Source organism: Actinoplanes sp. NPDC000266, assembly GCF_042899005.1.
Taxonomy (GTDB): Bacteria; Actinomycetota; Actinomycetes; order Mycobacteriales; family Micromonosporaceae; genus Actinoplanes.
Genome location: NZ_JBIAZI010000024.1, coordinates 41924 through 58606 on the forward strand (window position 1 = coordinate 41924; position 16683 = coordinate 58606).

Genomic DNA, 16683 nt, shown 5'->3' on the forward strand with positions numbered 1-16683 from the left:
TGCCACAGACAAGTTTCCTCAATACGTGCCCAACGCGCAAGTTTTCCCAACGAGAAAATTCTGCATCGGACAGTGACCATGACGGCGCGCTGCGTACCGTAGAGACATGTCGATGGGACGGCCTTGGCTCGCGGTCGAGGCCGTACTGGCAGTGGTCGTTCTGAGCGTTTCGGTGGCTTTTCTGGGCGTACGGGATGAGGACCGCGCCTTTTACACGTCCATGTCGGACGCCGCGCGCGTGCCGGCGGCGGCGAAGCCGGTCAGCGGCGCCTCCACCGGGTCGTACGCCTGGGATTGCGGCCGCAACGAGAACGGTCACCGCAACACCGGCAATCCGGTCGTCTCGCCCGGCGTCGCCGGCCCGGCCCATCACGAGCACGACTTCGTCGGCAACCTCGCCGTCGCGCCCGCCTCCAGCGTCGAGGATCTTCCGGGCCAGCCCACCAGCTGTACGAACGGCGACGCGTCCACGTACTTCTGGCCCGTGCTGCGGCTCGGCGGCTCCCGGGACCACCACGGCCCGGCGCTGGTGCCGACCTCGCTGACCATGCGATATCTGGGTAACCCGCGCGGGCCGGTCGTGGCGATGCCGCGCCTGCTCGTTGCGGCTGTGGGCGACGCGTACGCGTACACCAATAAAAATGGTCCTGCCCGGTCCTCTTGGTCTTGCTCGAACACGCCGGGCCGGACGACCATGAAGTACCCGATCTGCGACGACGGCGCCGAGGTGGTCAGGATCTTCGATTTCCCGAGCTGCTGGGACGGCCGTCAGCTGGACAGCCCCAACCACCGGCAGCAGATGGTCTTCCCGGCCGCCGGCGGCGGATGCCCGGCCGGCACGTTCGCGGTTCCCCACCTCGAGATCTCCATGACGTACGCGGTGCCGGCCGGCCGCCGCTACCGCGTCGACGCCTTCGACGGCCAGCGCTACAGCCCGCTCACCGACCACGGTTTCATGGTCAACCTCATGCCCGACGCCCTGATGAAAAGGGTCGTGACCTGCCTGAACGCGGGACAGGCGTGCGACGACACCACCGGTTCGAGATCAGGATGAACCTCCGCCGCACGCACGTCGTGTCTCTAGCGTCTGTAGGGAGGTGAAACATGAGCGAGCACGTCGATCTCGCCGGCTACCTTGTCGAGACGCTCAACCCGGAGCAGCGCCGGGAGGTCGAGGAGCATCTGTCCGGCTGTGGCCAGTGTCGTGACGAGGTCGAATCGTTGCGGGGCTGGCGGACGGCGCTGGAGTCGGTGCCCGAGGCCATGCTGATGGAGGGGCCGCCCGACGGCGGTGACCTCCTGTTGCAGCGCACGCTGCGGCAAGTCCGCCAGGAGTCGTCCGGGCAGCGCCACCGTTACACGGCGCTGCTCGCGTCGGCCGCCGCGGTCGTCGCTGTCGCGGTCATCGGGGCCGGGGTGCTCGCCGGTCGCGCCACGGCTCCCGAGACCCCCACCGCGCAGCCGCCGATCGCGTCCACTCTTCCCACCGACGTTCCCGGGACGCGTACCGGGACGGCGGTGGACCCCACCACCGGAGCCCGGATCACCGCGGCGGTGGCCCCCGCGCCCGGATGGGTGCGGGTCACGGCCGCGGTGTCCGGCATTCCGGCCGGTGAGCGGTGCGTTCTCGAGGTGGTGGCCAAGGACGGGTACGCCGTCCAGGCCGGTAGCTGGATCGTGTCGCCGGCCGGCGAGTCCGGCGGCACGACGCTCAACGGCAGTGCGCTGATCGATCCGGCCGACGTCGCGTCGGTGCGGGTCGTCAACACGGCCGGGAAGCAGTTCACCAGCGTCGACGTCTGACGGCTCACCGGCCCGGGGGCAATGCCCGGGCCAGGTCGCGGCGGGACGTGATGCCGACCTTGGTGAAGACCTTGCGCAGGTGCCACTCGACGGTGCGGGGGCTCAGGAACAGCTCGGCGGCGATCTCCGAGTTGGTCCGGCCGGTGGCGGCCAGCTGCGCGACGGCCGCCTCCTGAGGGGTCAACTGCTCTCGTACGCCGAGAGGCCGCTCCTTGATCACGGCCTGGCCCATCAGGGCGAGTTCGCGGGCGGCCCGCTCGGCGTAGCCGGGGGCGCCCATCGCGGTGAAGGCGTGATGGGCGGCGCGCAGCTCGGCCCGGGCCTCGTCGAAGCGCTGCTCGCGGCGCAGGTAGGAGCCGAGGAGCAGGTGCGAGCGGGCGACCGCGGCGGTCATCTCCTGGGCGGTGAGACGCTCGATCGCGGTGCGGTAGTGCTTCTCGGCCTCCGGCGCGGGCGACGTCAGAGCGTCCATGAGGGCCTGAACGCCCAGCGCCACCGGGGTCGGCGTCTCGGCCGTGATCGCGGCCAGCCGGTCGCGGGCGGCGACGGCCACCTCGGGCAGGCCGGCCAGGGCGGCCGCCTCGATGAGCTCGTGCAGCGGCCAGTTGCCGAGCGCGAAGTCGCCGTGGGCGACGGCTTCCTCGGCCGCGGCCAGCGCCGCCCGGTGATCGCCGCTTCCGTTGTGCAGGATGGCGAGCGCGTGGCAGGCCACCGCGTGCAGCCGGCCGTCGCCGCTGACGGCCGCCTCGCGCTTGCGTTCGTCGAACAGCGCGGTGGCCGCTTCGACCGGTCCCTTGTACGCCGCGAGGACGAGCGGGGCGAACTGGTAGACCGACGCCCCGGTGGCCCGGAGGACCTCGTCGATCTCGTCCATCATGCCGGCCGCCTCGGCCAGCCGGCCGCCGTAGATCATGATGTTGGCCCGGATCCCGAGCGCGTTGGGCAGCAGGGAGAGCGCTCCGCTCTCGACGGCGGCCCGGATCGCGGCCTCGCTCATCTCCTTGACCAGGTCGAGCCGGTAGACCTCGTAACCGACCTGCGAGGTGAGCCAGATGAAACGGGAGTCGGCGACGGCGAGGGCACGGTGCAGCAGCGGTAGCGACTGCGTACGCCCGTCCAGCACCCACGAGACGAGCCCGGCCAACAGTAGATCGGGAAACGTCTCGCCGGCCGGGGCCAGCTCGCGGGCCGAGAGGGCGGCCCGGCGCAGGTCGTCGCCGCCGAACCGGCCGGTGTGCATGGCGGCCGTCACGGCCAGCAGGAACGTGTCCCTGCAGGCCTGCGGGTCGGCGGCGGCAAGCCGCTGCGCCGCGGCCAGCAGGGGCGCGAAGGCCTCCCGCTTGGAGCGCAGCGCGAAGTCGACCTCGGCCCGCAGCCGCGAGACCAGCGTCTGCCGCAGGCCGTCGAGCGGCGCCATCTCGGCCGCCGACAGGAGCCCGGTCACCCGGTCGTAGGAGCCGGCGTACGCCGCCGCCTCGGCCGCCGACACGAGCAGGCTCCCGCGCCGGGCCGGGTCGGTGGCCAGCGACGCGGCCCGTTCGAGGAAGGCCGAGGCGGCCGACCAGCCGCCGCGGGCCCGGGCCCGGTCGGCCGAGCCCTCGAGCTCGGCCGCGACCTCGTCGTCCTTCCCGAGCACGGCCTGGGCGCGGTGCCAGGCCCGGCGGTCGGGGTCGAGGGCCGGGTCGGTCACCTCGGCCAGGGCGGCGTGGACCTGGCGCAGCTCGGCCGGCTCGCCGGAATGCCAGGCGGCGGCCCGGACGAGCGGGTGGCGGAACCGGACCCGGGTGCCGACCTCGAGGAGCCGCTCGCGCTGGGCCGGCGCGGCCGCCCGGGCGCCGACACCGAGCCGGTCGAGGGCCCGCCACAGCAGCTGGGCGTCGCCGACCGGCTCGACCGCGGCGGCCAGCAGGACCGTGCGGGTCTCGGCCGGCAGGGCCGCGATCCGCCGGCGGAAGCCCTCCTCGACCCGGTTCTCCAGCGGCGCCCGGCTGTAGCCGTCGAAGCCGAAGGCCAACTCGGCCGGGGTGAGCCCGCGCGGCAGCTCGAGGATCGCGAGGGGATTGCCGCGGGTCTCGGCCACGATCCGGTCGCGGACGCGGGGATCGACCGGCCCGATCAGCACCGAGTCGAGCAGGGCCCGGGCGTCCGGCTCGGCCAGGCCCTCGACCGGCAGCTCGGGGATGCCCTCGAAGCCGGCGGCGTCGCGGGCCGCGAGCACCAGCCCGACCGACTCGCCCGACAGCCGGCGGGCCACGAAGCCGAGCGTCACCGCGGACGCCCGGTCGATCCACTGGGCGTCGTCGACCACGCACAGCAGCGGCTGGTCGGCCGCCGCCTCGGCCAGCAGCCCGAGCACCGCCACGCCGACCAGCAGCCGCTCCGGCGCGGGGCCCTCGGCCAGCCCGAAGGCCGTGCTCAGGGCCTTGCGCTGGGGGACCGCGAGCCGGTCGAGATGGTCGAGCAGCGGCATGCAGAGCTGGAGCAGCGCCGAATAGGCGATCTCCGACTCGGACTCGACGCCGACCGCGCGCAGCACGCGGACCGGGCCGGCCCGGCCGGTCAGCACCTCCAGCAGCGCGGTCTTGCCGCCGCCGGCCGGCCCCCGCAGCACCAGCGCGCGGCTCTGCCCGGAGCGGACCGCGCCCAGCAGCGCGTCGAGCTCGTCCTGCTCGCGGTGGCGACCCACCAGATCGGTCTTGTCGACGGCCTCGACGAGTTCCGCGACCGCCCGCGCGGACAGCTCGATCTTCGACAGGAATCCGATCGCCGGGCTGGCCGCGATGAGGTCGGCGTAGTCCTCGCCGGAATGGGTGGAGATCATGATCACTGGGGTCGGCGCCAGCCGGGCGGCCAGGTCGAAGCCGCTCTCGCTGCCCAGGTTGATGTCGACCAGCGCCACATCGGGGCCCAGCTCCGCCGTCCGCTCGAGAGCGCCGGCGATCGTCTCGGCCGTGCCCACGACCGTCAAGCCTTCGCGTTGCAGCAGGTCACGGGCGGCCATGAGGAATTGCCGGTTGTCGTCGACGAGCAGGCAGCGCAAATTCACCCGACAAGAGTGTCAGTCGCGGACGAGCGGCGCATTCCTGCCAGCCGGTAGTCAGCCTTCCGGCGGCGCCGTCTGAACCTGGCGGGCCTGGCTGCGTAGAGAGAGTCGTGACTTGGATGGCGCGGCGGGTGGTCCGCGAGTACGAACGCTTCGCCGAGCTCTCACCCGACATGGTGGTCCTGGCCGGTCACAACGGTTACTTCAAGCGGGTCAGCCCCGCCGTGCGGACCATCCTCGGCTATTCGCCGGCCGAAGCCCTGGCCCGCCCCTACCTGGAACTCGTCCACCCGGACGATCGTGAGCAGGTCGTACGGGCCCGGCCGCGCGACGCCTCATTCACCTGCGAATGCCGGATGCGGCACAAGGACGGGTCGTTCCGCCTCGTCGAGTGGATCATCACGCCGTTTCCGGGCCGGAACGAGACGTACGGCATCGGCCGGGACGTCACGGATCGGCGCCGAGCCGAGCGGGAGCAGGCCGCCATCCAGCGGATCGCCACGCTGGTGGCCGAGGTGCCACCGCGCTCGGCGTTGTTCGGCCTCATCGCCGAGGAGGCCGGGCGCCTGCTCGACGCGGCCGAGACCCGGCTGTCCCGCCTCACCGGCGACCAGAGCGCGACCGTCGTGGGCCACTCGGGCTCGTCGAGCTCTCCACTGGGTGCGGAGCTCCTTCCCGTGGTAGCCCGGAGCGGCCGGGCGGAGACGTCGGCCGACGCCACGACGCTGGCCATCCCTGTCTTCGCCGAGGGTGCGCTGTGGGGGATCCTCACCGCCGCGGCCGCCCCGGGCCGGACACTGCCGCCGTACGCCGAGAAGTCGCTGGGGCAGTTCGCCGATGTGATGTCGACAGCGATCGCCGGCGCCGAGGCGCGGCACGCGCTGGCCCGGATGGCCGAGGAGCGGGCGGCGCTGCGCCGGGTCGCGATGCTGGTGGCGCACAGCGCCGCGCCCGGCGAGGTCTTCGCCGCCGTGGCCGCCGAGGCGGGCACGTTGCTGGGCACCGACATCTCGATAGTGGCCGGCTGCCACGGCGACGGCACCGCTGTGGTGCTCGGTAGCTGGAGCACCTACGCCGACAGCCTCCCGGTCGGCACCCGGGTCACGCTCGGCGGCCACAACGCCGTGAGCGCCGTGGTCCGCACCGGCCGGCCGGCCCGCGTGGCCAGCTACGACGACACCACCACCGGGAATCCGGCCGAGATCGCCAAGCGGGAGGGCTGGAGGTCCGCGATCGCGGCGCCGATCCTCGTCGAGGGGCACACCTGGGGCATGCTGCTCATCGCCACCCGCGGCGACGAGCCCTTCCGGGCCGACACCGAGGAGCGGCTGGCCACCTTCACCGACCTGGTCGCGACCGCGGTGGCCAACACCCAGGCCCACGAGCAGCTGGCGGCCTCGCGGCGGCGGATCGTGGCCGCGGCCGACGAGGCCCGGCGCACCATCGAGCGGAACCTGCACGACGGCACCCAGCAACGTCTGGTCTCGCTCGCCCTGGCCGTGCGGTCGGCCCAGTCCTCCCTGCCCGCGTCGCTGAGCGGTCTGCGCGACGACCTCGCGAACGTGGCCGCCGGCCTCGCCGCCGCGGTCGGCGAACTGCGGGAGCTGGCGCGCGGCATCCACCCGGCCGTCCTCGCCCGTGGCGGTCTGAGCGCGGCTCTGCGCGGCCTGGCCGGGCGCTCGGCGATCCCGGTCGACGTGAAGCTCGCCCTCGACGAGCGGCCGGCCGAGCCGATCGAGGCGGCCGCCTATTTCGTCGTCTCGGAGGCCCTGGCCAACGCGGTCAAACACTCGGCGGCCACGCGGATCGAGGTGTGGGTCGAGCGCCGCGATCAGACGCTGCACTTGTCAGTGCGCGACGACGGCGCCGGCGGGGCCGACGTCCGCGGATCGGGGCTGCTCGGCCTTCGGGACCGCGTCGAGGCGCTGGGCGGTGCCCTGTCCGTGCACAGTCCGCCCGGTCTGGGCACGCGGATCGTGGCCGATCTGCCGTTCCGGTTCGACCCGCCGGCCTGACTTCATGGGGACGTGAGCGACTCGACGGCCGTGGGGTCGCCCTCGTCGGCGAAGTAGTCGTCCTTGGTGGTGCCGTCGACGCCGGCCGGGGTCCTGGTGGCCCGGAGGATCAGCGTGACGATGACCGCGACGAGCAGGTTGACGATCACGGTGACGAAGCCGACGTAGATGGTCACCTTGGTGTCGAGGCCGAACTGAGCGAGCGGGAACGCCGATCCGCCGAAGTGGGCGTGGTTGGTGGCCGGGTTCGGGATCTGCCACAGCATCCACATCGACAGGCTCATGCCGGCCACCCAGCCGGCGATCAGGGCGCCCCGGTGCAGCCACCGGGTGAACAGGCCCAGGGCCACCGCGGGGGCGGTCTGCAGGATGATCACGCCGCCGATGAGCTGGAGGTCGATGGAGAACTGCGGATCGAGGAAGGCGATGCAGGCGACGGCGCCGATCTTCACGGCCAGCGAGGCGATTTTCGCGGCACGGGCCTGGTCGGCGTGTGACGCGTCCTTGCGCAGGTATTCCTTGTAGATGTTGCGGGTGAACAGGTTGGCCGCGGCGATCGACATGATGGCGGCCGGGACGAGCGCGCCGATGCCGATGGCGGCGAAGGCGATGCCGGCGAACCAGGCCGGGAACTGCATGTCGAACAGCAGCGGCACGACGGTGTTGCTGTCGACGGTGCCGGCGGTGGCGCCCGGGAGCGGCTTCACGTTGGAGGCGATGGCCGCGTATCCGAGCAGGGCGAGCAGGCCGAGCAGGAAGGTGTAGGCCGGCAGGGCCGACATGTTCCGCTTGATGACGTTGCGGTTCTTGCTGGCCAGCACGCCGGTGATGCTGTGCGGGTAGAGGAACAGCGCCAGCCCGGAGCCGACCGCGAGGGTCACGTACTGCAACTGATTGTTGACGTTGAGGAGGATCCCGTCGTTGGGGTTCGGGCTGGCCGTGAACTTGGCCTCGGCGGCGTCGAAGATGTCACCCCAGCCGCCCAGCTTGAACGGCAGGTAGATGACCGCCGCCAAGATCACGATGTAGATCAGCGCGTCCTTGACAAAGGCGATCAGCGCCGGCGCCCGCAGACCGGACTGATAGGTGTACGCGGCCAGGATGGCGAAGGCGATGATGATCGGCGCGTGCCGGGCGAGGAGGCTGTCGCCGGTGACGCCCATGGTCTTGAGGACCGCTTCGAGCCCGACGAGCTGGAGGGCGATGTACGGCATGGTGGCGACGATGCCGGTGATCGCAACGAGCAGGGCCAGCGTGGGGGAGTCGAACCGGCTGCGCACGAAGTCGGCGGGGGTCACGAAGCCGTGCCGGTGCGAGACCGACCAGAGCCGGATGAGGATCAGGAAGAACAGCGGATAAGTGATGATCGTGTCCGGGATGGCGAAGAACCCGGCCGCGCCGGCGCCGAAGATCAGCGCGGGTACGGCGACGAAGGTGTACGCCGTGTAGAGGTCACCGCCGACGAGGAACCAGGTGATCCAGCCGCCGAAGTTGCGCCCGCCCAGGCCCCACTCGTCGAGGTGCGCCATGTCCTTGGGGGCGCGCCAGCGGGCGGCCACGAAACCGATGCCGCTGACCAGCAGGAACAGGGTGGTGAAGATGACGATCTCGGTGATGTGGTCGCTCATGGGCGCCGTCTCCGCTTCGTCACCCGGTAGACGACAGTGGTCGCCACGACGCCCAGGAGGATGAAGAGGAGCTGGATCCAGTAGAACGCGGGGAAGCCGAACAGGCGCGGTTCGTCCCGGTTGTAGAGAAAGGTCAGGAGCGGCACGACGATCGGGATGAGAAGCAACCAGTTCCAGGGGCTGCGATCATCGCGCGGCCCGCTCCCCGGTCTGGTCTCCGGCTCCGCCATCGCCCGAACCCCCTCGTCGATGCTGGTTCAGAGGCGATCTTGCCACGGGCGCCGACCGGGATCGTCGCGCGGACCGGTGTGGCCGCGGCCCGCGCCGCCGCCACACCGATCGGCATTTCAGGGCGCGATGGCCCAGAGCTGACAGGTGTTGTTGAGCCACATCCAGAGCTGGGCCTTCGTGCCGTTGGCGGTGCCGCAGTTCTGATCGTCGAGAACCATGCCGCTGTTCTCCACGACCAGCTCGTACCGCCCGTTGCCGGCCGGGATGACCGCCCACTGCTGACACGTGTTGCCCAGCGGCTGCCACAGGTTGACCGCGGTACCCAGGGCCTGGCCGCAGTTCACGGCGTCGAGCACCTTGCCGCTGTTCACATTCGTGATCGTCCATTTGTTAGCGCCCACACTGGTGAAGCGCCACTGCTGGCAGGTATTGCCCAGCGACTGCCACACCTGCACGCCGGTGCCGTTGGCGGTGCCGCAGTTGACCGCGTCGAGAACCTTGCCGGCGGCGAGGTTGGTCAGGCGATAGGTGGCCCCGTTGACCGGGAACGTGACGCTCTTGCTGTAACCGGCGGAGACGATATTGGCCTGTACGGAGTTCTCGGTCGCGTCCGAGGGATAGCCACTGGTCATGACACCTTCGAAGAACGAGCCGACCGAGCCGTTGCTGTTGTCGCCGCCGATGCCCAGGATGATCGCGCCCTGCTTGGTCATCGGGTTGTATCCGGACTGCGTCGGCAGCGCGCCGTTGTACTGCGTCTTCAGGCCGCCCGACTGGGCGTTGCCGTCCTTGATGGCGTACGTCGAAGTGCCGTTGTTCTTGAGAACGGCCGTGACGAAGGCGCTGGCCCGCCCGGTATTGGCCGTCCACGACCCGTTACCGCCGGCGAAGAGGCCGTTCTCCAGATCGGCGGCGACCCGCGGCCCGGCCGAGCAGGGCGAGAACCAGCAGAGATTGCCGAAGTAGATGGCGTCCATGTCGCCGTTGCCGGTGTCCATGTTGTTGGTCTCGGCGTTGCCGTAGTCGAAGCAGCAGCGGTCGTTGACATGGGTGCCCTCGGTCACCATGTACATACCCTCGGGCGCGCTGCCGGTGGCGATGCCGTTGGTGGCGTTGTTGCGGTAGCCGTTGCCGGCCGAGATGTAGACGCCGTAGACCTTGTGCCCGCCGGCGGTCACGGGCAGGGCGGCGGCGTTGGCGCCCTGGTCCGGGGTGGGGTTGGCGCCGCCGCCGGGGGCGATGGTGAGGTCGTTGTGCCGGGAGGTCTGGTCGTAGATCCGCACGATCGTGCAGTAGGTCCCGGAGCAGAACGAGTCCTGGGCGGCGGCGTTGGCGTAGCCGCCGGCGCTGAGCACCCCGATGTTCGAGGTGGCGCCGTCCGACCACCGGCGGACCTGATAGAGCGATCCGCCGTACGACCCGAAAAGCGCCCGCGTGGTGCTGTGCGCGGCCACGCAGGGAGTGCCCCCGCCGGCGTAGATGTCACACGGCCCGGTGCCGGCCGCGCTGGCCGGGCCACCCCCGGCCACCAGCCCACCGGCGGTGAGCAGGAGCACCGCGACCGTTCGCCACAGTTTCATGGAAACCCCTTTCGCGTACGCGCGGAGCGGCTCTCGCCACCCGGGGAGTCACGCGGCTGTGAACGTTAACAACGGTTTACGCCTTGAATTCATACATGTCAATACCATGCCTCCATGGCAAGATCATCGGGAGCGAGTCGACTACGCCCAGATGTACGTCCTCAGCGGCGAGGGTTCACCGGCCAGACCAACGGCCTCTGCGGCGCGGCCGCACCCGGAGCGCTGTTCCTCGTCACCGGCCTGCGCTTCGGCGAGGTGGGCCTGAACGTGGAGGTCCACACCACGGAGCCGACGCTGGGGGAGGAGTGGGAGGAAGCCGTCGAGGTCTCCTTCACCGCCCCGCCCGACGGGGTCCGGCTGGCCGGCTGGGAGAGTGACGGCGTCGAACTGCCGGTGCCGCCCGGCTCCTATCGCGTCCGCTACTGCGCACGCGGCATGGACGACGGCCGTGACACCGACCAGCTCGACGAGGGTGCCGACACCCGGCTGCGGGCCGCCGACAGCTACACCACCAGCCTGGTCCTTCTCGACCGCGACCTGGTCGTCGCGCTGTCCGAGCTCGACGACGACACCCTGCGCGACATCGCCCGCGGGGCGGCGCTCCAGGCCGTGACCCGGGCCGGGGTGACCGGTCATCCCGCGGTCGCGCCGGCCGTGAGGGCTCTGCGGGCCGGTGGGCCGCTTCCGGCGCCGTTCGACGAGGACTGCGGCTGGTTCTCGGTGGCCGACGAGATGACCACCCGGACCCACGTCCCGCACCTGCCCGCCTTCGCGCCGGATGGTGACCCCGACGACGACGCCATCCTGGAGGAACCGGTCCAGGAGGTGACCGCGCTGGCCGCGCTCAACGCCGTCTCGTCGGCCGACCCGCTGGTCGCGGCCGTGCTGGCCGTGGAGTCGGCGGCGGTCGTGCACGGCGGCGACCATTACCTCGCGTTCATGACCGGGATCCGCTCACGGGTGGAACAGGCGGTCCAGGCGGTAGGTGAGGATCGCTAGGGCGTCCCGGCCGTCCCGCTTTCCGCCCAGGACGCTGGAGCCCAGGCCGAGGGCGGGTGGCAACGCCCTTTCCTGGCACGCCTACCCGGGCGGGCGCGGGCGCGATCCTGGACGCGTCTCGTAGAGTCGGAGTCATGTTGGACCACTTCATCTGGTCCGTGATCGTCGTGCCGCCGCTGGTGGTGCTGGCGGTGCGGTGGCTGGCCGACCGGCTGGCGCCCTTCGCGGCCGCGCGTGCCGTGGCCTGGTCGGCCCTCGCTGTGGCGGCGGCCAGCACGTTCAACCTGGTGCTGTTCGCGCTGCACGCGGTGGCCGAGATCCCGGTGGTCGGTTCGGCCCTCGGGTGGTCGACGCGGGTCGTCTACGAGGACACCGAGCGGGTGCCCTTCGTGCCGTGGCTGAGCATCGGGCTTCTGGCGTACGCCGTCGTCGCGCTGGTCTGGCGGCTGAGGCGCCACCGGCGGGTGCTGGCCATGATCCCGGCCGGGGGCGGCGCCGGTGGGCTGATCATGGTCGACGACGACGAGGCGCGGGCGTTCGCGGTGCCGGGGCGGCCGGGGCCGGGACGAGTGGTCGTCACGACCGGTATGCGGGAGGCGCTTACCGAGCGGCAGTTCGAGGCGCTGCTCGCGCACGAGAACGCGCACCTGGCCGAGCGGCACCACCGGCTCGCGCGGGCGGCCGATCTGGCGGTGGCGGCGCATCCGGCCCTGTGGTGGGTCGGGCGGCACGTCGACTATCTGATCGAGCGGGCGGCCGACGAGCGGGCCGCGGCCGAGCTGGGAAGCCGCAATGTCGTGGCCCGGGCGATCGGGGCCGCCGCCCTGGCCGGGACGTCTCCGCGCACACCTGCGCATCTGCACGCGGCCGCGGCCGGTGGGGTGATTCCGCGCCGGGTCGCGCGGCTTCTGCAGCCGAGCACGGGAAAGGCGCCGCGCGTCCTCTACGCGGTGCCGATCGCCCTCGCCGTGGCCTCGATCGTCTGGACGGGTGAGGCAACTCTCGACCTCGTGGAGCTGTTCGTCAGCGCCGCCCGGTGAACCCCGCCCCTCGCGCTGCGTGGGGGAAGGTATGCGAACCTCCCTCACTGCCTCACTCGGCGTAGCCACGGCCCTGTTCGGCGGGGCGCTCGCCGCCGCGCCACCGGCGGATGCCGCGACCGCCACGCTCCGGGCGAAGATTCAGGTGTGCGCGCACGGCAACTACACCGCGTACGCCAAGGTGGTCACCAGCACCGGTAGCTCGATCAAGCTCACCCAGGTGCCGCAGGGCCAGTGCTGGACCGACAGCATCCTGCTCGACTCGGGCTCGTACAAGATCTGGCTCTTCGGTCTCTACAACGTGAGCCACAAGGGCTTCAACGTGAGCCCGTGGGGCGACGCGGCCCTCGTCAACGGTGGTGCGACCGCCGACCCGCGGCCGGTCTCCTTCGAGGCCGCCGGCACGACCACCGCGCCCAGCTTCCACTTGAAATTCGTTCAGTGAAAAAATGGGGCCGTGAGTTTCCACGGCTGGCCGAGTGAGGCGCTCGAGTTCTACGACGGGCTGAGCGCCGACAACTCCAAGACCTACTGGACCACGCACCTGGAGTTCTACGAGCAGCAGGTGCGCGGTCCCATGCGGGATCTGCTGGACGAGCTGGAGCCGGAGTTCGGCCCGGGCAAGATTTTCCGGCCCTATCGGGATGTGCGGTTCAGTAAGGACAAAACCCCGTACAAGACGCATCTTGGGGCCTGGCTCGAGTTCGGCGGGTATGTCCAGCTGTCGGCGGACGGGCTGGCCGCCGGTTCGGGGATCTACCACATGGAGCCCGAGCAGCTCGACCGCTACCGGCGGGCCGTGGCCAACGACCTGACCGGGCCCGAGCTCGCGAAGATCATCGCGAACGGCAAGGTCGGCGTCGTCGGGCACGACAGCCTCAAGACGGCGCCGCGCGGCTACCCGAAGGACCACCCGCGCATCGAGCTGCTGCGCCACAAGGGACTCTCCACCTGGAAGGACTGGGAGCCCGCGCCCTGGCTCGGCACCGCCGCCGCCAAGAAGCGCGTCGCCGACTTCTTCCGCGCCAGCGAGCCGTTACGGGAGTGGCTCAACGGAAACGTCCGCTAATACGGCGAATCCATCAGCAGCCGGGCCACGTGGGCCACGTTCGCCGCGAGGGACTTGGTGGAGGCGCCGGTCGTGTCCGGCTTCGGGCCGGCGTCCTTGTAGTCGACCTTTCCCATGGCCTCGCCCACCCAGTAGGTGGACGCGCCGGCCGGGATCGTGAAACCGACGTCGTTGAGGGCCTGGAGCACCTCGGCCGTCACGTGGTGGGCGCCGTCCTCGTTGCCGACGACCGCCACGGCCGCGACCTTGCCGTACATGGAAGTCCCGGAGATCTCCGCGTCCAGCCGCTCCAGCACCATCTTGGCCACGCTCGACGGCTGGCCCATCCAGATCGGGGTGGCCAGGATCAAGATCTGAGCGTTCACGAGCTTTTCCCGTACGCCGGGCCAGCCGTCACCCTCGCCCTCATCCACGCTGACGCCGAACTTGACGCCCAGGTCGACGACGCGCAGGACCTCGCCCTCCACGTCGTGGTCGGCCAGGGCGGCCAGCACCTCACGGCCGAGCAGCTCAGTGCTCGACTCTTCGTCGGACGACTTCAGGGAACAACCCAGCACCAGTGCACGCATGCGGCCACGGGTGCCCGATCGGGAGGGCGGCAAACTACGACATGGTCACGCGGTAGATGGCGTCCGCCTTGTCGTCGCTGACGTACAGCGCCTTGTCCGGACCCACGACGGCCGCGACCGGACGTCCCCAGCGTGACCCGTCAGCGGCCTGGAAGCCGGTCAGGATCGTCTGCTGCGGGCCCAGGGTGTTGGCGCGCCAGGCGAAGAACGACACTTCGGGCTCGCGAGGCGGCTGGCGGTTCCACGAGCCGTGTACGCCGACGAGCGCGCCCGCGCCCAGCGAGCCGGCCTCGCCGAACGACAGGCCCAGAGGAGCGGAGTGTGCGCCCATGCCCTGCTCGGCCGGCTGGAGCTTGGCGCAGTCGAGCTTCGTGCCGTCGGGGTTCATCTGGATGTCGCGCACGAACGGCCGGTTCGTGTAGTTCAGCGTCTTCAGATCGGGATCGGGGTTGCAGTACGGCCACCCGAGCTCGCGCCCCTGCGTCAGCTTGGCCAGCGGTTCCAGGGGGTGGTCGTTGACGTACGAGGTGATGACCTTGCCTTTGTCGTCGCCGTCGTACGGGTATCGGATGTTGTCCCGGTTGTTCACGGCCGTCCAGACCGACCCGTCGGGGGCGACGGCCAGGCCGGTGCCGTTGCGGACGCCGTGCGCGAACGTGGCCGGCTTTCCGCCGCCGGGCGGGATCCGCTGGATGGACGCGCGCTCCGGGGTGGCCTCACGGTCCTCGGCCGAGACGTTGCCGGTGGAGCCGATCGAGACGTAGAGGGCGCCGTCCTGGCCGACGGCGACGCTCTTCAGCGCGTGCGAGTAGGCGCCGCGCAGCTCGGGGCTCTTGGCGTCGGGGAGGCCGCCGGCCACGGTCCGCTTTCCCGTGGCGCGCCCGGAGGCGTACTCGTAGGAATCGAGTTTGTCGCTCTCGGCGATGTAGAGCGTGTCGCCCTTGAAGGCCAGGCCGTGCGGCAGGCTGAGGCCCTTGAGCAGGGTGCTCTGCTTGCCCTGGGTGACGGCCAGGACATCGCCGTACTTGGGGCGGGAGACGAGCAGCCGGCCGTCCGGGGCGAAGGCGAGCAGGCGCGGGCTCGGGATGCGGGCGTAGACGCTGACCGTCCAGCCCGACGGCGCCTTGAGCTGCCGTTCCTGGTCGAAGGGAGCCCGGCCGTCGCCGCCGCGCACGGTGGTCGCGGTCAGGGTGATCCCGGTTTCCCGCTGCGCGGTCGTCGTCTCGACGGTCGGCCCGGGCGGCGCCGGTGGCTCGTCGGCCGTGCACCCCACCAGGGAGAGCGCCAAACCGCCGGCCACCACTGCGCGCGCCATCGTCTTCACCGGGCCATTTCTACCCACTCGGGGTGGGGTCAGTCCAGGCCCTTGTACGTCCAGCTGATCGTGTTCTTGTCCTTGACCGCGCCGTCCTGGTTGATCGTGCGCGTCACCGACACCCGGAAACCGCCGGCGTCACCGGTCGGACGGCGCGGCCCGGTCACCGAGGAGACCTCACGGTCGCCGGTGTGCCCGTAGATGCCGACGGTCACCGACGTGTCGGTGGTCCGGGCCCGGATGACCAACGGCGCGTCCGTGTCGTTCTTGAACTTGTTGTCGATCGAGCGCCAGTCCAGGGTCGCCTCGCGGCCCGGGGGATAGCGGCTGATGTAGAGCGAGTGCGGCTGGTGCTTCTCGATGTCGAGACCGGCGAACCAGGCCGCGTTGAACAGGGTGGTCGAGAACTGCGAGACACCACCGCCGAGCTGGTCCTCGAGCTCCCCGTCGACGATGGCGGGGGCGGCCACGAAGCCGTTGGCCTTCGTACGCTCGCCGGCCGCGTCGTTGAGCGAGAAGGTCCCACCGGCCGGCACCACGGTGTTGTCGATGATCTCGGCGATCCGGTGGATGTTGGTGACGCGAGGGGCGCAGCACGGGTGGTATGTGGTGAAGGTGCCGATGAGCTGGTCGACCCCGGCCAGCTTGGGGTTGGCGTTCCCCGGCTTCAGCGTCGTCACGGTCAGCTTCAGCGTCGTACCGCCGTCACGGACGGTATCGACGAGCCGCTTCACGGCGTCGCTGGTGTCCACTCCGCGCCCGGGCTCGCCCTTGTCGAGGGTCACGCCCTTGTCCGAGGCCTGGTACGACAGGTCGCCCTTGCCGTCGATCACCGTCGGCGGCGAGGCCAGCTTGACCGAGGCGTTGCGCGGCTGCTGGTTGAACGGCGCCACCTTGGCGTCGAGCGCCTTCTTGGCGGCGCTCTCGTCAACCGTGATGACGGGCGTCACATCGTGCCGCGTCTTGCTGCCGGGCAGCCGCAGCCGGGTCATCTCCACGTCGTCGCGGGTGGCGGCGACGTCGAGCCGGATGCCGGCCTCGGCCGGGTTGATGGCGAACCGTTCGTCCCCGGCCTCGACCGTGACCGGCTGCTCGACCTTCTGCCGCACGGCCCCCTCGAGCTTGCTCTCCAGCTGAGCGTCATCAAGACCCCCAACAGCAATTCCGGCCACGTACGTCTCGTCAGCCACCGCCGGCGACATGCGGACAAAGGCGACACCCAGCCCCACAGCGATGACGACCAGCGCCGCCACCACGCCCAGCACCCATCGCCAATGCCGCCGGGGCGGCCGTGACGGCGGCACCACCGCCGACCCGGTCCAGCGCTGATCCTCGGGCACCGTGGGCATACTCATGAGTGGATCATGACTTGAAGGATCAAGTAACCGCAT

General features: G+C 71.0%; 14 protein-coding genes. 7 read left to right on the plus strand and 7 right to left on the minus strand.

Going from position 1 to position 16683, the window contains the following annotated elements; genetic code table 11:
* Positions 1-106: 106 nt before the first annotated feature.
* Together ACFY36_RS50890 and ACFY36_RS50895 are read left to right on the plus strand one after the other, a co-directional pair.
* Positions 107-1054, plus strand: coding sequence for a DUF1996 domain-containing protein (locus ACFY36_RS50890; protein ID WP_499753158.1), 948 nt, complete (start codon positions 107-109; stop codon positions 1052-1054).
* Between the two features lie 50 nt (positions 1055-1104).
* Positions 1105-1803 carry an anti-sigma factor family protein gene (locus ACFY36_RS50895; protein ID WP_499753159.1) on the plus strand — a complete coding sequence of 233 codons (699 nt, stop codon included), beginning with the start codon at positions 1105-1107 and terminating at the stop codon, positions 1801-1803.
* Between the two features lie 4 nt (positions 1804-1807).
* Here the strand turns inward: ACFY36_RS50895 and ACFY36_RS50900 are convergent, their stop codons facing one another.
* On the minus strand, positions 1808-4849 hold the full coding sequence (locus ACFY36_RS50900; protein WP_499753160.1) for an ATP-binding protein: 3042 nt from the start codon (positions 4847-4849) through the stop codon (positions 1808-1810).
* A gap of 116 nt (positions 4850-4965) precedes the next feature.
* Between ACFY36_RS50900 and ACFY36_RS50905 the strand changes: the two genes are divergently transcribed.
* Entirely contained in the window at positions 4966-6861 is a 1896-nt protein-coding gene (locus ACFY36_RS50905) for a GAF domain-containing protein (RefSeq protein WP_499753181.1), read from the plus strand.
* A gap of 2 nt (positions 6862-6863) precedes the next feature.
* Here ACFY36_RS50905 and mctP read toward each other — a convergent pair whose 3' ends face one another.
* From mctP to ACFY36_RS50920, 3 genes are all read right to left on the minus strand, one after another.
* On the minus strand, positions 6864-8489 hold the full coding sequence (mctP, locus tag ACFY36_RS50910; protein ID WP_499753161.1) for a monocarboxylate uptake permease MctP: 1626 nt from the start codon (positions 8487-8489) through the stop codon (positions 6864-6866).
* On the minus strand, positions 8486-8719 hold the full coding sequence (locus ACFY36_RS50915; protein ID WP_499753162.1) for a DUF3311 domain-containing protein: 234 nt from the start codon (positions 8717-8719) through the stop codon (positions 8486-8488). Before ACFY36_RS50915 ends, mctP begins: the two co-directional genes overlap by 4 nt.
* Before the next feature lie 117 nt (positions 8720-8836).
* Positions 8837-10300: an arabinofuranosidase catalytic domain-containing protein gene (locus ACFY36_RS50920; protein WP_499753163.1), complete on the minus strand. Its 1464-nt coding sequence runs from the start codon at positions 10298-10300 to the stop codon at positions 8837-8839.
* Between the two features lie 114 nt (positions 10301-10414).
* Here ACFY36_RS50920 and ACFY36_RS50925 point away from each other — a divergent pair, with 114 nt between their 5' ends.
* The 4 genes from ACFY36_RS50925 to ACFY36_RS50940 all read left to right on the plus strand — a co-directional run bounded on the left by ACFY36_RS50925 (position 10415) and on the right by ACFY36_RS50940 (position 13408).
* Positions 10415-11299 carry a hypothetical protein gene (locus tag ACFY36_RS50925; RefSeq protein WP_499753164.1) on the plus strand — a complete coding sequence of 295 codons (885 nt, stop codon included), beginning with the start codon at positions 10415-10417 and terminating at the stop codon, positions 11297-11299.
* A gap of 134 nt (positions 11300-11433) precedes the next feature.
* A complete protein-coding gene (locus tag ACFY36_RS50930; RefSeq protein ID WP_499753165.1) occupies positions 11434-12339 on the plus strand; it encodes a M48 family metalloprotease in 906 nt (301 codons plus the stop codon).
* Positions 12340-12370: 31 nt separating this feature from the next.
* Positions 12371-12784, plus strand: coding sequence for a hypothetical protein (locus ACFY36_RS50935; protein ID WP_499753166.1), 414 nt, complete (start codon positions 12371-12373; stop codon positions 12782-12784).
* 12 nt (positions 12785-12796) lie between these two features.
* Positions 12797-13408, plus strand: coding sequence for a DUF2461 domain-containing protein (locus tag ACFY36_RS50940; protein WP_499753167.1), 612 nt, complete (start codon positions 12797-12799; stop codon positions 13406-13408).
* Here ACFY36_RS50940 and ACFY36_RS50945 read toward each other — a convergent pair.
* The 3 genes from ACFY36_RS50945 to ACFY36_RS50955 are packed head-to-tail and all read right to left on the minus strand — an operon-like array spanning position 13405 to position 16647.
* Positions 13405-13977 (minus strand): flavodoxin family protein, encoded by a 573-nt coding sequence (locus ACFY36_RS50945; protein WP_499753168.1) that lies wholly within the window; start codon positions 13975-13977, stop codon positions 13405-13407. The genes ACFY36_RS50940 and ACFY36_RS50945 overlap by 4 nt on opposite strands.
* 34 nt (positions 13978-14011) lie before the next feature.
* Complete coding sequence (locus ACFY36_RS50950; RefSeq protein WP_499753182.1) at positions 14012-15292, minus strand: PQQ-dependent sugar dehydrogenase; 1281 nt, start codon at positions 15290-15292, stop codon at positions 14012-14014.
* Between the two features lie 38 nt (positions 15293-15330).
* Complete coding sequence (locus ACFY36_RS50955; RefSeq protein ID WP_499753169.1) at positions 15331-16647, minus strand: VanW family protein; 1317 nt, start codon at positions 16645-16647, stop codon at positions 15331-15333.
* Between the last annotated feature and the right edge of the window lie 36 nt (positions 16648-16683).

Coding starts and splice junctions, on each gene's coding strand:
- ACFY36_RS50890 (WP_499753158.1), top strand. CDS start 107: ATGTCGATGGGACGGCCTTGGCTCGCGGTCGAGGCCGTACTGGCAGTG.
- ACFY36_RS50895 (WP_499753159.1), top strand. CDS start 1,105: ATGAGCGAGCACGTCGATCTCGCCGGCTACCTTGTCGAGACGCTCAAC.
- ACFY36_RS50905 (WP_499753181.1), top strand. CDS start 4,966: ATGGCGCGGCGGGTGGTCCGCGAGTACGAACGCTTCGCCGAGCTCTCA.
- mctP (WP_499753161.1), bottom strand. CDS start 8,489: ATGAGCGACCACATCACCGAGATCGTCATCTTCACCACCCTGTTCCTG.
- ACFY36_RS50915 (WP_499753162.1), bottom strand. CDS start 8,719: ATGGCGGAGCCGGAGACCAGACCGGGGAGCGGGCCGCGCGATGATCGC.
- ACFY36_RS50920 (WP_499753163.1), bottom strand. CDS start 10,300: ATGAAACTGTGGCGAACGGTCGCGGTGCTCCTGCTCACCGCCGGTGGG.
- ACFY36_RS50925 (WP_499753164.1), top strand. CDS start 10,415: ATGGCAAGATCATCGGGAGCGAGTCGACTACGCCCAGATGTACGTCCT.
- ACFY36_RS50930 (WP_499753165.1), top strand. CDS start 11,434: ATGTTGGACCACTTCATCTGGTCCGTGATCGTCGTGCCGCCGCTGGTG.
- ACFY36_RS50935 (WP_499753166.1), top strand. CDS start 12,371: ATGCGAACCTCCCTCACTGCCTCACTCGGCGTAGCCACGGCCCTGTTC.
- ACFY36_RS50945 (WP_499753168.1), bottom strand. CDS start 13,977: ATGCGTGCACTGGTGCTGGGTTGTTCCCTGAAGTCGTCCGACGAAGAG.
- ACFY36_RS50950 (WP_499753182.1), bottom strand. CDS start 15,292: ATGGCGCGCGCAGTGGTGGCCGGCGGTTTGGCGCTCTCCCTGGTGGGG.
- ACFY36_RS50955 (WP_499753169.1), bottom strand. CDS start 16,647: ATGAGTATGCCCACGGTGCCCGAGGATCAGCGCTGGACCGGGTCGGCG.